Here is a 14,052-nt window from a genome sequence, read left to right as displayed (position 1 = left end):
CAAAACTAAGAAGAACTTTCAGAGGGGGAAATACGGGGTTTGCTGAATGCTTACGCTCAGACAGTGACAGGTGCCGTAGCCGGAAAGTCATCGAACGCTACTGTCAGCACACTGAACACAGTGTTATCACAGTATGACGGTCTGATGCTCGGGTTCGAGATGAAGAAGCAGTAATCTGCATCAAATAGAAAAATATTAGAGGGGCGAAATCGGGTTGTTCCGGTTTCGCCCCTCTAATTTCTGTCCTGTGATTGTTATTTCGCATATTTTTTTATCAGTTCCTCGGCTACTGTATCGCCTAACTCTTTTGCCTTGTTCAGGTTCTCAAGTCCCTTTTTCTTGTCCTTACCCTTCACCTGACAGTAACCGAGCATACGGTATGCATCGGCACTCTTAGGGTCGAGTGAGATAGCTTTTTCCAATGCTGCTATGGCTTCGTCTGTCTGATTCAGGCGGATATGTACGCCACCTTTTTCAGTCAAGTATGCTGCATTCTTCGGTTCGAGTTCAACAGCTTTGTTTATGTCGTTGATGGCCTGCTGATACATTCGGCATTGCATTTCTGCCTGCTGGCGTATTACATAAAACTCTGCCGAAACCTGTCCCAACATTGCATCGTAGAAAGCATTATAGTCCAAAACTGCCTCGCGGTACATCTTGGCATCCGATTTGATGCGCGCTCTTTCAAACAGATATGGAGCTGCATCTTTTCCATACGGTGCGTTGTAGCGTGCCACTGCGCTGTCCATCAGGGCTATAACTTCTTTCTTGTCTGTACCTTCCACTAATTCCTTAGCCTTGGCTGCCGAATAGAATGCTGCTGCCGATGCGAGGGGAGTCTTGCATACATTTTCGTAGGCTGTAGCGGCATTGCTGTAATCCTTCATTGCGAAATAGATATCTCCCTGTATCTGGTAGTACAGCCCTTCGCCTGCTTCAGATAAAGCCTGATTGATTTCGTCCAAAGCTCTGTTCAGAGTCCAATCGGCTTTCTCCAATTTCTTCGCATTGCTTATACTGTAGTTGTATATCAGTTTTGCAATTCCGTAATGTGCTTCGGCTTTGTTTTCTGCTACCTCCACAGTCTTTTTCAGGTCATCTTCTACCGCATTTATATGTTCTTCGGAGTTCTTCCCCATATAATATGTGGCACGGCGAAGATAACCCTCCATGTTCTTGGGGTACATATTTATAAAGTCGTTCAGTATAGAAAGATACTCTTCGTCTTCAAGCTGTGACGACATCATATAGAGGAAAACCAATGCCTGTGACTCGTCTTCGGGAAGTCCTTTCTTTATCTTGATTGATTTCAGTGTGGCGTCGCTGCCTGAAAGAGCATTGATAGACAGACTTTTGGCGTAGTTGATGCCAAGAGCGTAACTCTTCTCGTCCTCAGAACCGGAGTTTCTCTGAATAAGACCTATCACTTCGCCGTTTTCGTTCATCAGCGGACAGTTTACGTCTTTCACTCCCGTTTTCATAGAGAGGGTATAGTAGAACGAATTCTTTCCTATGGAATCAATCTTCTGTATTGTTCCTGCTGTTCCCTTAACGGAGCTCTGTGTGGAATATGGCATTACATATACCTTGTCGTTTTCTTTTCCGGGAGTAGCTGCTGTAGCAAGGGATTCCTGCTTCTTTGTGGTTTCTGTCTTGAAACGCACTACATCGTACATGTCGTTTGCTCCCAAGATAAGAGTTACAGGCAGTTCCTTTCCGTCGGCTGTGACAACTACCGCTCTGTGAGCGCCTTTGAACAGACTGTAGTCTGAAACTCCGGTACCTTCGGAGTCAATGTAAAATCCGTTTCCTGTGTTCAGTATCTTGTTGTCTGCATTGTATGTGATGACCGAGAAAACAGCTTTTTTAGCTTTCTTGGCCCATTTCGGCAATTCCTGCGCCCACAAGCCGTTGATGCTTAAGGCGCAGAGTGTTATGAATATTGTTTTCCTCATGATATTGTCAGGTATTATTATTCTTCAGTAGAGAAACCACGCTGTTTGATGGCTTCGTATATCAGGATTCCTGCTGCTACGGATACGTTGAGTGATTCTATTGTACCGAACAGAGGTATCTTAATCCATTCGTCGCAGAGGGCAAGATGTTCGTAAGGCACACCTGTATCTTCTGCTCCCATTATTATACATGTAGGTTTTGTGTAGTCACCTTTAGTGTAGTCATAATCACCTTTTTCTGTGGCCGCCACAATGCTGAAACCGCTGTCCTTCAGGAATTTGATAGTGTTTGTGATATTGCTCTCGCGGCAAACAGGTATGGTGTGGAGTGCTCCGGCAGAAGTCTTAATGGCATCTGCATTTACGCTGACACTGTTCTTTGAAGGTATGATGATGGCATCTACACCTGCACACTCGCAAGTACGTGCTATCGCACCGAAGTTACGGACATCAGTCAGTCCGTCAAGGAGTATTATCAGCGGGTTCTTGCCCTGTTCGAACAGGAACGGTACGATGTCCTCAGTTCTCTGGTATGTGATAGGAGAGATAAAAGCTACTACTCCCTGATGGTTCTTGCGGGTGATTTTATTTATTCTCTCTACCGGAACACGCTGTACAGGTATCTGAGTATCTTTCAATGCAGCGAAAAGTTCTTTCGACAGGTCGCTCTGGATATCTTTCTTCACCAGGACTTTGTCAATTTCTTTTCCTGCCTGTATTGCTTCAATCACGGCTCTTACACCGAATATCATTTCATTTTTTTCTATCATATCTGTTTTCTATATTTTTATTTGTAATGAATTAAAGTCCGAGCAAGGATCTTGCATTGTTTCTTGCAGCCTCAGTCATGGTAGAACCGCTCAGCATATTGGCTATTTCGTCTATGCGCTCCTCGTCTGTGAGGCGTATGATGTGGCTGTTTGTTCCGGTTTCTGTGTCTTCCTTATACACCTTGTAGTGGGCATTACCCCTTGCCGCTATCTGTGGCAGGTGTGTGATGCTCAGAACCTGTCTGTTCTGTCGTCCCATGTCCTGCATTATCAGAGCCATCTTCTCAGCAATCGAGCCGGAAACACCTGTATCTATTTCGTCGAAGATTATTGTAGGGAGTTTCACAGCTCCTGCTATCATGGCTTTCAACGAAAGCATCACTCTGGCTATTTCACCGCCCGAAGCTATTGAAGCCACGTTCTGCAATGTTCCGTTCTTGTTGGCAGAGAACAGGAAGTTTACGGCATCCAGACCGTTTATGTCAGGTTCCTTCTTTCTGCAAATCTCTACTGCAAACTTCACGTTCGGCATTCCAAGCGGTATGAGCAGAGATTCCATTTGCGACTGGATTTTACCGGCACTCTCTGTACGCAATGCAGTAAGGATTTCTGCTTTACGGAGCACACTGTCATACAGTTTCCGCTTTTTGGTTTCCAATTCTGAGATACGTTCGTCCGACGATGTTATCATATCGAGCTGCTGTCTGTAGTTCTCCGCTATCTCGATAAGTTCCGCATCAGTCTTTACGTGGTGCTTCTGCATCATCGAGTATATCATATTAAGACGAGAATTGACGAAATCAAGTCTTGAAGGATTGAACTCTACGGATTCCTGAGCGTCATCCATATCGTGAGAGATATCTTTTATCTCTATGTAGCAGCTTTCAAGCCTTTCTTTCCACTCGTTGGCTTTTGCAAAGACCTTGCAAACCGTTTGCAAAGTGTTTATGCTGTCTTTAATCAGTGTCAGACATCCGCCTTCGTCACCGCCTGTGTTCTGTGCCGAGCGGTAAAGTCCGGCCTTGATATCCTCGGCATGAGAGAGCGTTTCTGCCTCCTGCTCGAGTTCGGCCACTTCGCCTTCTTTCAGTTCAGCCTCATCAAGCTGTTGGAGTTGGAAGCGGATATAATCCTCTTCCTTTCGTGTTTCTTCGGCTTGTCTGATACATTCATCCAGTTCACGGCTCACCTTCCTGTATTCATTGTATTCATTCTGATAATCAGTCTGCTCCTTTATGTCCTGTGCAAGGATATCGAGAATGTTGAGCTGAAATCCTTCCTTGTTTATCAGCAGGTTCTGGTGCTGGCTGTGAACGTCAATCAGCTTTTCTCCAAGCACTTTCATCTGCGACAGTGAGGCAGGAGTGTCATTGATGAAAGCCCTGCTCTTACCGTTGATGTTTACTTCGCGGCGGATAATGCATTCCTCGCTGTCGTACTCTATATCGTTAGCCTTGAAGAATTCCTCCATACCATATGATGCTATGCTGAACTTGGCTTCCACGATACATTTAGTAGCTCCGTTTCGAATAGCCTTCACGTCCGCCCTCTGTCCGAGCAGCAGACCGATAGCACCGAGGATGATTGATTTTCCGGCTCCCGTTTCTCCGGTGATTACGGAGAAACCCGGTTCGAATGCAATGTCCAGTTTATCTATAAGTGCGTAGTTCTGGATGAATATAGACTGTAGCATATTTATAATATTTCTGCCAAATGATTAATGATGTCTGTGGCCACTTCTTTCTTGTTCTTTAGTGGAAATTCAATGACATTCTCTTTGTCGATAATAGTTATCTTGTTGGTGTCGTGTCTGAAGCCGGCTCCCTTGTCGTTCAGCGAGTTGAGAACGATGAAGTCGAGATTCTTTCTTTCCAGCTTGCCTTTGGCATGTTCCACCTCATCGTTTGTTTCGAGAGCAAATCCCACCATCACCTGATTGCTTTTCTTGAGTTTTCCCAATGCGGCAGCTATGTCCTGAGTAGGTTTCAGCTTGATAATCAGGTCGTCTTTTTCGCGCTTGATTTTTTGTTCGGCTTTTGTTTCAGGAGTGAAGTCCGCTACTGCTGCACAAAGGATGGCCGCATCGCTTGAAGCGAACTCGCTTGTAGCTGCCTGATACATTTCTTCTGCACTTTCCACACTGATTGTTCTGATGTTCGGATGTTTTGCAGTAATGCTTACAGGTCCGCTGATTAGAGCAACTTCGGCACCTCTCTCAGCACAGCATTCAGCCAGTGCATAACCCATTTTGCCTGAAGAATAGTTACCGATAAATCTCACAGGGTCTATCTTCTCATAAGTAGGACCGGCGGTAATCATTACCTTCTTTCCTGCGAGGTCGGACTTCTTTGCGAAGAAATCCTCCAGGACGGCAACGATGTTTTCCGGTTCTTCCATTCTTCCTTTACCTACAAGATGGCTTGCCAGTTCGCCTTCGCCCGGCTCGATGATAATGTTTCCGTATGACCTGAGTGTGTCAAGATTTTTTTGTGTAGAAGGATGGGCAAACATATCAAGGTCCATTGCAGGAGCTACGAAAACAGGTGCTTTCATCGACAGGTATGTAGTGATAAGCATATTGTCGGCAATGCCGTTTGCCATTTTCCCTATAGTAGCTGCAGTGGCCGGAGCTATCAGCATTGCGTCTGCCCACAGACCTAGGTCAACGTGGCTGTGCCATGTTCCGTCCCTGCGAGCGAAGAACTCGCTGATGACAGGCTTGCTGGTTATGGTGGACAGTGTAAGCGGAGTGATAAACTCTTTCCCTGCAGGAGTTATAACGATTTGCACTTCGGCACCCTTCTTTATCAAGGCTCTGGCAAGTACTGCCGCCTTGTATGCAGCAATACTTCCAGTGATGCCAAGTACTATTTTTTTACCTTTCATCATAGATGTCTCATTTTAACATTCCGGTTTCTCTCAGTCTGATTTTTGTAAGCACGTTCTTTGTGTTCAGCGCGAAATCACCGTTCATAATCCATCCGTAATATCCGATGTCTTTTTTCAGTACCTCAGCTACCGGCATGCCTTTGTATTTACCGAAGTTGAATACCTCCACTCCGTTGTCATCGTAAACTATTCTTCCGGCGAAATCCACGTTCTTGGAATAGCTTGAATATTCCGACAGGAAGTTGATGTCGTTCTGAAGAGTGTCCTGATACATATCCAACTGGGCTTTAAGAACCTCGTAGGTAGCTCTTGTGTCAGCCTCAGCGGTATGTGCATCTTCCAGATTCTTTCCGCAGTAGAACTTGTATGCAGCCGACAGAGTGCGTTGTTCCAACTTGTGGTAGATTACCTGTACGTCTACAAATTTTCTCTTTGTCAAGTCGAGGTCTATACCGGCTCTGAGAAATTCCTCGACGAGGACAGGAACATCAAATCTGTTGGAATTGAATCCTGCTATATCCGCACCTTCGAAATCCTTTGCAATGTTTGTGGCCACTTCCTTGAAAGTAGGACAGTCCGCCACATCCTCGTCAGTTATGCCGTGGATGGCTGTTGAAGATTCCGGAATATGCATTTCCGGATTAATTCTCATTGTTTTGCTCTCTTCATTTCCGTTAGGATAAACTTTCAGATAGCAGATTTCCACTATCCTGTCGCTTGTTATGTTTGTACCTGTAGTTTCGAGGTCGAAGAAAACTATAGGGTTTTTAAGATTCAGTTTCATTATAAAAAGATTAATCGTTAAGCATCATAGGCATGAGCAGCATCAGCAGGTCTTCGTTTTCTTCCTGTTCTTCAGGAACGATAAGTCCGGCTCTTGATGGGTCAGCCAGTTCGATAATTACATTCTGCGATGAAATGTTGTTCAGAATGTCGATAAGGAAAGACGACTTGAAACCGATGCTCATGTCTTTTCCGTCGTACTGGCAGATAAGAGTTTCTTCGGCAGAAGTCGAGAAGTCGATGTCCTGGGCTGAGATAGTCATGCTGTTTTCTTTCAGACTGAGTTTAATCAAGCTGCTTGCCTGAGAAGAGAATACAGATACACGCTTCAGTGCGCTGATGAAGATAGCGCGGTCCACTACAGCCTTATGAGGATTGTTCTGTGGAATAACAGAGTTGTAGTTAGGATAGCGTCCTTCGATAAGGCGGCAAGTCATCTGATAGTTTTCCATTGTGAACATAGCATTCTTGTCGTCGAAACAAATCTGTACGTCGCCCTGTTCCTTAGGAAGCAAGTTCTTAAGCAAGTTTGACGGCTTCTTAGCAAGGATGAATGCAGCCTTTTCGTTGCCTGTAGAAGCGAAAGACTTATTGCGCACAAGCTTGTGACCGTCTGACGAAACAAGTGTCACATCCTGCTGGCTGATATCGAAGTAGATACCGTTCATTACAGGGCGAAGTTCATCGTCGGCAGTAGCAAAGATACATCTGTTGATTCCTGTAAGCATAACGTCGGCAGCCATTGTCAGGTTTACGACTTCGCTTCCCATCTGTTTTGGCAGAGGGTACTCATCGCCGTTCTGTGCCATCATGCTGTATTTACCGTTAGGATATTTCACAGTAATCTCCATTGTCTCAGTGTTGATATTGAAGTTCAACGGCTGTTCAGGATTTTCTTTCAGAGCCTCGAGGATAGTCTTTGATGAAATGGCAAAACGTCCTTCACCTTCGTATTCGCTGACTTCGATGCTTGTAGACAGAGTAGTTTCACTATCCGAAGCTGTCATTGTGATAGTTCCGTCGTTAAGCTCTATCAGGATGCAGTCCAGGATAGGAAGAGAGTTTTTTGAATTGATAACACGGCTGATAGCCTGCAAGTGGCTGAATAATGTTGTGCTTGAAACTAAAAATCTCATGATTGATGTTATATTAAATGTTTTTTAAATTATTATTTCCTGTCAAAAGTATTAACTGCAATTAGTTAAACAATCGAATGCCAAAGTTACAAAAAAAGATTGTTCGGCTAAAGCAAATGATTGACAAAAATGACTTTCTTCGGATAAAAAATATTGTAAAAAATTAGTTCACTTCTTAGGAAAAGAGTAATTTCGTGACCTCAAATCAAATAGAAAATTATTATGGAAATAACAGGAAGAATTATTGCTGTTCTTGAACCGCGCGGTGGAGTGTCAAAATCGGGCAACAACTGGAAGGTTCAGGAGTATGTTTTGGAAACTAACGAGCAGTATCCTCGTAAGATGTGTTTTGATGTGTTTGGTGAAGATAAAATCCAGCAGTTCAATATACAGGCAGGTGAAGAACTTACAGTTTCGTTTGATATAGACGCTCGCGAATGGCAGGGCAGATGGTTTAACAGTATCAGGGCATGGAAAGTGGAAAAACCTTCTCAGAATGCAGGTATGCAGCCTCAGCCGGCTGACTATTCTTTCCCTCCGGTGTCATCGGCTCCTGTGCCTCCTGCTGACTTCTCGGCTACTGACGACAAGGATGATTTGCCATTCTGATAATTTGTGAAAGCCAGACAAAAACAGCCATATCGCATTTCGTTTTGGAACATTGCGATATGGCTGTTTTGTTTATATCTGTATTTGGGCGATTATGAATTCATGCTCAGCAGGAACTCTTCGTTGTCCTTAGTCTTTTCAAGTCTGTCTTTTACGAAGTCCATAGCTTCTACAGGATTCATGTCTGACAGATACTTGCGCAGAATCCACATTCTGTCGAGAGTAGTCTTGTCAAGCAGCAGGTCGTCGCGGCGAGTGCTTGATGCCACGATGTTCACTGCAGGGAATATACGCTTGTTGCTCAAGTTTCTGTCAAGCTGCAATTCCATGTTACCTGTACCCTTGAATTCTTCGAAGATAACTTCGTCCATCTTGGAGCCTGTGTCGATAAGGGCAGTTGCGATGATTGTGAGCGAACCGCCACCCTCGATATTACGTGCGGCACCGAAGAAACGTTTAGGCTTGTGGAGGGCGTTTGCGTCGACACCACCCGACAATACCTTACCGGATGCAGGAGATACAGTGTTATATGCACGTGCAAGGCGTGTGATAGAGTCGAGGAATATCACTACATCATGTCCGCTTTCAACCATACGTTTAGCTTTCTCGAGCACTATGCCTGCAATCTTTACGTGGCGTTCTGCCGGCTCGTCGAATGTAGAAGCAATCACTTCGGCTTTTACGCTGCGTGCCATGTCTGTCACTTCTTCCGGACGTTCGTCGATGAGAAGCATTATCATATATACTTCAGGATGGTTTTCTGCAATGGCATTTGCTATATCCTTCATAAGTATGGTCTTACCTGTCTTAGGCTGCGCTACGATGAGTGCACGCTGGCCTTTACCGATAGGAGAGAACATATCGACTACGCGGGCTGACAAATTGTCATTATAACCCTTGCAGAGCTTGAATTTCTCGTCCGGGAATAATGGAGTCAGATGGTCGAATGGAATACGGTCGCGCACTAATGCAGGGTCTGCACCGTTAATCTTGTTTACTTTTACGAGTGGGAAATATTTTTCTCCTTCTTTTGCGGGGCGGATTGTACCTTCCACTACGTCGCCTGTCTTGAGGCTGTATGCCTTGATTTGCGACTGAGATACATATATATCGTCCGGTGAAGAAAGGTAGTTGTAGTCTGATGAGCGAAGGAAACCATATCCGTCAGGCATGATTTCAAGTACGCCTGAGCCGGAGATTATGTCTTCGAAATCGTATATCTTTTCAGCAGGTTTAGCCGGTTGCTGTGGCTCCTGAGCCGGTTGTGCTGCAGCCGCTTCGGTTGTCTGTTGCTGTTTGTCAGGAGCAGGCAGTTTAATCTGCTGTACGGTCGGAAGCTGAGTATTTGGCTGTTGTGCGGCTTCGGCTTGCTGGCTATTGTTCTGCTGCTGGTTTGCAGGCTGTTGCTTGCCGTTGTTCTGTTGCTGCTTACCGTTATTCTGTTGCTGCTTACCGTTATTCTGTTGTTTGTTGTTCTGAGGCTTGTTCTGCTGCTTCTTGTTGTTTTTCTTCTGTTTCTGCTGGAACTTGTTTTCCTGCGGTTGCACTACAGGAGGCTCAACCTTGGTAGCTTCAAACTTACCAAGCAGTTCTGTCGGAATTTCGAATCTTTCTGAAGGGAGGTCTTCGATAGGAATAAAATCATCGCCGCTTTTTAGGTCGAGTGGAGGAAGTTCCATCTCATCGTCGAATACCGGTGCCGGAACTTCTTTCTTTGGTGCGGCGTTTTTGGCTTTGCCCTTGGTCTTGCTGCTTGGTTCTGCTTTTGTGACTTCTGCAGAATCCTGGGCTTTAGCCTCTTTTTCTAATGTGGATTTGTTCTTCGAACCTGGTTTTCTGCCTCTTTTAGCTTTTGGCTTTTCTTCAGTAACTGCCGGTGCTATCGGATTTTCCACAGTTTCTACCGGAGTGCTTGGAGTTTCTGCAAATTCTTTGGAAATTGTTCTTGTCTGCAGTACCGGAGTGTTGGCTTCAAGTTTTAGAGCCTTGTCTTTAGTGGCTGTATAAACTTTATCCCCCTCTTTCTTTACGCTGATTCTTGCTCTTTTTTTAGGTTGTCCGTCGTTTGCTTTCTGCGATGCGCTTTTAATAGCTTGTTCGTCAAGGATCTTGTAAACAAGTTCTTCTTTTTTCAGCGCGCTTGTTTTTTTCAGACCCAATTCTTTGGCTATTTCTTGCAGTTCGGACAGGTTTTTTTCATTTAATTGTATGATATTATACATATAAGTGTGTGTATAAATTTGTTATATTATAGAGTGTGCCGTATCCTTTATAAGTCTTTATTCCTCTTGCCTTGTCTGTGAGGATGAGATTTTGAAATAATAAGGAAGATGGAGTAAAATACTTCTTGGATATCTTACACTAAAATAATTTGCTGATTTTTATATTGTTGGAATTTTTGTGGCAAATGCCGTAACTGATTACAGACTTTTGCTTTACAGAGTACAAAAATACATATTTTTTGTCATCCTCGCAATTATTTTGCCTGTTTTTTGCCTTTGGATTGCATAAAATCGGGATTTTGTACTAATTTAGCACTCCCAAATTGAATATTAATATACGGAAATTTATGAAAAAGGTAATTTTTACAGAAAAGGCACCGGCTGCTATCGGTCCTTATAGCCAGGCTGTCGAAGCCAACGGTATGGTTTTTATGTCAGGACAGATTCCTGTAAATCCTGCAACAGGTGAGTTTGTGGAAGGTGGAATCGTGGAACAGACTACACAGGTTTTTGAAAACATAAAGAATGTATTGGCTGAGGCCGGTCTGACAACTGCAAATGTGGTGAAGACTACTGTATTCCTTGCAGATATGTCATTGTTTGCAGATATGAACGCTGTGTATGCCAAGTATTTTGACGGTGCTTTCCCTGCACGCTCTGCTGTGGCTGTGAAGGCTTTGCCAAAGGGTGCTTTGGTGGAAATCGAGTGCATCGCTGTAAGATGAAATCGGAAGGCCGAATTTAACTAAATAAAAACGCTTCGTCGTTTCAAATCGAACGACGAAGCGTTTTTGTTTAAATGACGAAGCGTTTTCGCTGTGGTATAAGCCTTCTCAGATGGAGCTGATTATTGTTTCGTTTCCGCTCTGGTCTGTATCGATTATAATCGAACTTTCTTCTTTCAGTTCGTTCTCTACTAAGAAGTCGGCCAGTTTGTCTTCAATATGGTTCTGGATGGCGCGTTTGATAGGTCGTGCGCCATATTGTACATCCTCACCCTTGCGGGCTATGAATTCTTTGGCCTTGTCGGTTATTGAAACTGAGAAGCCTAATTTCTCTATTCTTCGGAACAGTTCTTTCAGCTCTATTTCTGTTATTCTGACAAGGTCGTCAGTCGTAAGCTGTCTGAAAGGTACGATGTCGTCCAGCCTGTTGATGAATTCAGGTGCGAATGTCTTTTCAAGAGCCTTTCTGATGATACCGTTAGAGTATTCATCATCGTCTTTTCTTGTTATGGCATTGAATCCTATACCCTTGCCGAAATCCTTCAGCTGGCGGCTGCCGACGTTGGAAGTCATTATTATAACAGTATTCTTGAAATCGACTGTTCTTCCGGTGTTGTCGGTCAGACGTCCTTCGTCCATGATTTGGAGCAGGAAGTTGAATACGTCGTGGTGCGCCTTCTCTATCTCGTCAAGCAAAACGATGGAGTAGGGCTTGCGTCTTACCTTTTCTGTGAGCTGTCCGCCTTCATCATATCCCACGTATCCCGGAGGCGCGCCCACCATCCTTGAAACGGCATATTTCTCCATATATTCGCTCATGTCTATGCGGATGAGTGAATCCTTGGTGCCGAAAAGCTCTTCTGCCAATGTCTTGGCGAGATGGGTTTTTCCCACACCTGTAGGGCCGGTAAACAGGAATGTTCCTATTGGCTTGTTAGGATCCTTCAGTCCCACGCGGTTACGCTTGATGGCTTTTACGAGCTTTTCCACGGCTTCATCCTGGCCGATCACCTTCGATGAAAGGTTCTCGCGCATGGATTTCAGCTTGTTGGCTTCCGAACTTCCCACTTTCTTCAATGGTACTCCGGACATTAATGAAACCACCTCTTCGATGTTCTCTCTGTCTACTGTTTCACGGTTCTGCTTGGCCTTGTCGGTCCATTCCTGCTTCATCCTTTCCAGTTCGGCCTGAAGGGCTTTTTCCTTATCTCTCAATCCGGCTGCCATCTCGAAGTTCTGCAGTTTGATGGCTTCGTTCTTATGCTCTTTCGTTTCCTCGATAAGTCTTTCCTGTTCCTCTATCTCTTTCGGAGCGGCTACGTTCATAAGATGTATTCTTGAACCGGCCTCGTCTATTGCGTCAATGGCCTTGTCAGGGAAGAATCTGTCTGTGATATATCTGTCGGTCAGTTCGACACATGATTTTATGGCCTCGTCGGTGTATCTCACGTTGTGGAAGTCTTCGTACTGCTCCTTGATGTTCATAAGGATTTGCAGAGTTTCTTCCTTAGTGGTCGGCTCTACAGTAACCTTCTGGAATCTTCTTTCCAGAGCGCCGTCTTTCTCGATGGATTTTCTGTATTCGTCGAGTGTTGTAGCACCTATACACTGCATTTCCCCTCTTGCCAATGATGGCTTAAGGATGTTTGCGGCATCCATTGAACCGGCAGCAGAACCTGCTCCGATAATGGTGTGTATCTCGTCGATAAAGAGAATTACGTTAGGATTGCTCTTTGCCTCTTTTATTACGCCTACGATTCTTTCCTCAAACTCTCCGCGGAATTTTGTTCCTGCCACAAGCGAGGTGAGGTCGAGCATAATTATAATCTTGTCGAACAGAGTTCTCGGCACTTTCTTTTCGGCAATTCTTGTGGCCAATCCCTCTACTATGGCCGATTTACCCACTCCGGGTTCGCCTATCAGCACAGGATTGTTTTTCTTTCTTCTTGACAGAATCTGTGCTACGCGCTCTATCTCCTTTTCGCGTCCGATAACCTTGTCTAATTTGCCTTCCATGGCAGCTTTCGTAAGGTCTGTACCATATTTGTTCAGAAGGGTGAGATTGTTGTCGCCCGGTTCGTTTTTGCTCTTTGATGTCTGCGATGTGTATTCCGAACCGCCTTTCGGCGACATTCCCGATGGTCCCGGGCGTTGCATTCCGCGACGCTCTATTCCGTCGTCCTCTTCTTCGTCAAAGTTCAGTCCTGAAGAAGGGACCGGAGCATCATGTCCGGCTATCTTGTTTTTTACTTTGTCGTATGTGATATTGTTCTGCATCAATATTTGTGCAGCTTGATTTCTTTCTTCTTTCATAATTCCCAATAAAATGTGTTCAGAGCCGATTGAATCTTTGTTGTAGAGTTTGGATTCCAGAAAACAGAGTCTTAGTATCCTTGTGGAGTTCTCTCCGAAGTATAAATCTCTGATGTCTGTTTTAGGGAGGTTAAGGTTGTCTGTTTCCTTTTCCAATACATCTTCTATCTCTTTCCTGATTTTTTTCAAGTCGGCATATAAGTCTTTTAGGATTTGTGCGGCATTGCTTTCATCATTTCTGATTATGCCGAGCAGGATGTGCTCCGGCCAAATGCTTGTAGCATTCGTTCTGTAAGCTTCCTCCTTGCTGTATTTGATAACGTCTGTAGCTTCTTTTGAGTATGATATTCCGTTCATTTCGTTATTCCTAAATAAATATTTTGTGCTAACTTTTGATGCCCAAATGCTTATTCGGGGCAAATATATCTATATTTTATGTTTACAACAAATTCTGTGCCATTAATTATGTTCTGAAATATTGTCTTGTTTTGTCCGCATTTGAGTAAAAAACTTTAATCTTGAACACATTTTTGCGTAAAAAGTTTCGTATATCGTCTAAAAGTAGTACTTTAGCGTGGTTTTTCGTAAACCGAAAGAGATGTATAATTAATATTTGTTTAAATGCTAGAACAAGACAGAATTATAAAGAT

Annotated in this window: 11 protein-coding genes; 3 read left to right on the top strand and 8 right to left on the bottom strand. The window is 44.2% G+C overall.

The window, feature by feature from the left end; genetic code table 11:
• Positions 1-39: 39 nt before the first annotated feature.
• Positions 40-174, top strand: coding sequence for a DUF4923 family protein (locus QZ379_RS09750; RefSeq protein ID WP_291563784.1), 135 nt, complete (start codon positions 40-42; stop codon positions 172-174).
• A gap of 80 nt (positions 175-254) precedes the next feature.
• On the opposite strand, the gene QZ379_RS09745 is transcribed toward QZ379_RS09750, so the two are convergent.
• Genes QZ379_RS09745 through dnaN form a run of 6 tightly spaced genes read right to left on the bottom strand, consistent with a single transcriptional unit; the run spans position 255 to position 7,533 of the window.
• Positions 255-1,955, bottom strand: a complete 1,701-nt coding sequence (locus QZ379_RS09745; protein WP_291563781.1) for a tetratricopeptide repeat protein — start codon at positions 1,953-1,955, stop codon at positions 255-257.
• 17 nt (positions 1,956-1,972) lie between these two features.
• Positions 1,973-2,725 carry a 23S rRNA (guanosine(2251)-2'-O)-methyltransferase RlmB gene (gene rlmB, locus QZ379_RS09740; protein WP_235338113.1) on the bottom strand — a complete coding sequence of 251 codons (753 nt, stop codon included), beginning with the start codon at positions 2,723-2,725 and terminating at the stop codon, positions 1,973-1,975.
• A gap of 31 nt (positions 2,726-2,756) precedes the next feature.
• Complete coding sequence (gene recN, locus QZ379_RS09735) at positions 2,757-4,418, bottom strand: DNA repair protein RecN (protein WP_291563777.1); 1,662 nt, start codon at positions 4,416-4,418, stop codon at positions 2,757-2,759.
• 2 nt (positions 4,419-4,420) lie between these two features.
• A complete protein-coding gene (coaBC, locus tag QZ379_RS09730) occupies positions 4,421-5,611 on the bottom strand; it encodes a bifunctional phosphopantothenoylcysteine decarboxylase/phosphopantothenate--cysteine ligase CoaBC (RefSeq protein WP_291563786.1) in 1,191 nt (396 codons plus the stop codon).
• Between the two features lie 10 nt (positions 5,612-5,621).
• Complete coding sequence (locus QZ379_RS09725) at positions 5,622-6,398, bottom strand: 3'-5' exonuclease (RefSeq protein WP_291563775.1); 777 nt, start codon at positions 6,396-6,398, stop codon at positions 5,622-5,624.
• Between the two features lie 10 nt (positions 6,399-6,408).
• The gene (gene dnaN / locus QZ379_RS09720; RefSeq protein WP_291563773.1) at positions 6,409-7,533 is read right to left on the bottom strand and encodes a DNA polymerase III subunit beta; all 1,125 of its coding nucleotides are present in this window, start codon (positions 7,531-7,533) and stop codon (positions 6,409-6,411) included.
• A gap of 222 nt (positions 7,534-7,755) precedes the next feature.
• Here dnaN and QZ379_RS09715 point away from each other — a divergent pair, with 222 nt between their 5' ends.
• Positions 7,756-8,142 carry a DUF3127 domain-containing protein gene (locus QZ379_RS09715; protein ID WP_291563771.1) on the top strand — a complete coding sequence of 129 codons (387 nt, stop codon included), beginning with the start codon at positions 7,756-7,758 and terminating at the stop codon, positions 8,140-8,142.
• Between the two features lie 92 nt (positions 8,143-8,234).
• Here QZ379_RS09715 and rho read toward each other — a convergent pair whose 3' ends face one another.
• A complete protein-coding gene (rho, locus tag QZ379_RS09710; protein ID WP_291563769.1) occupies positions 8,235-10,364 on the bottom strand; it encodes a transcription termination factor Rho in 2,130 nt (709 codons plus the stop codon).
• A gap of 347 nt (positions 10,365-10,711) precedes the next feature.
• Here rho and QZ379_RS09705 point away from each other — a divergent pair, with 347 nt between their 5' ends.
• Complete coding sequence (locus tag QZ379_RS09705; protein WP_291563767.1) at positions 10,712-11,089, top strand: RidA family protein; 378 nt, start codon at positions 10,712-10,714, stop codon at positions 11,087-11,089.
• A gap of 108 nt (positions 11,090-11,197) precedes the next feature.
• Here the strand turns inward: QZ379_RS09705 and QZ379_RS09700 are convergent, their stop codons facing one another.
• The gene (locus QZ379_RS09700; RefSeq protein WP_291563765.1) at positions 11,198-13,759 is read right to left on the bottom strand and encodes an ATP-dependent Clp protease ATP-binding subunit; all 2,562 of its coding nucleotides are present in this window, start codon (positions 13,757-13,759) and stop codon (positions 11,198-11,200) included.
• Positions 13,760-14,052 lie beyond the last annotated feature (293 nt).

The sequence above is a fragment of the Bacteroides sp. genome (assembly GCF_019417265.1).
Classification (GTDB): domain Bacteria; phylum Bacteroidota; class Bacteroidia; order Bacteroidales; family Bacteroidaceae; genus Phocaeicola.
The sequence above is the reverse complement of the archived record's forward strand: the minus strand, read 5'-3'. Positions and strand labels throughout refer to the sequence as shown.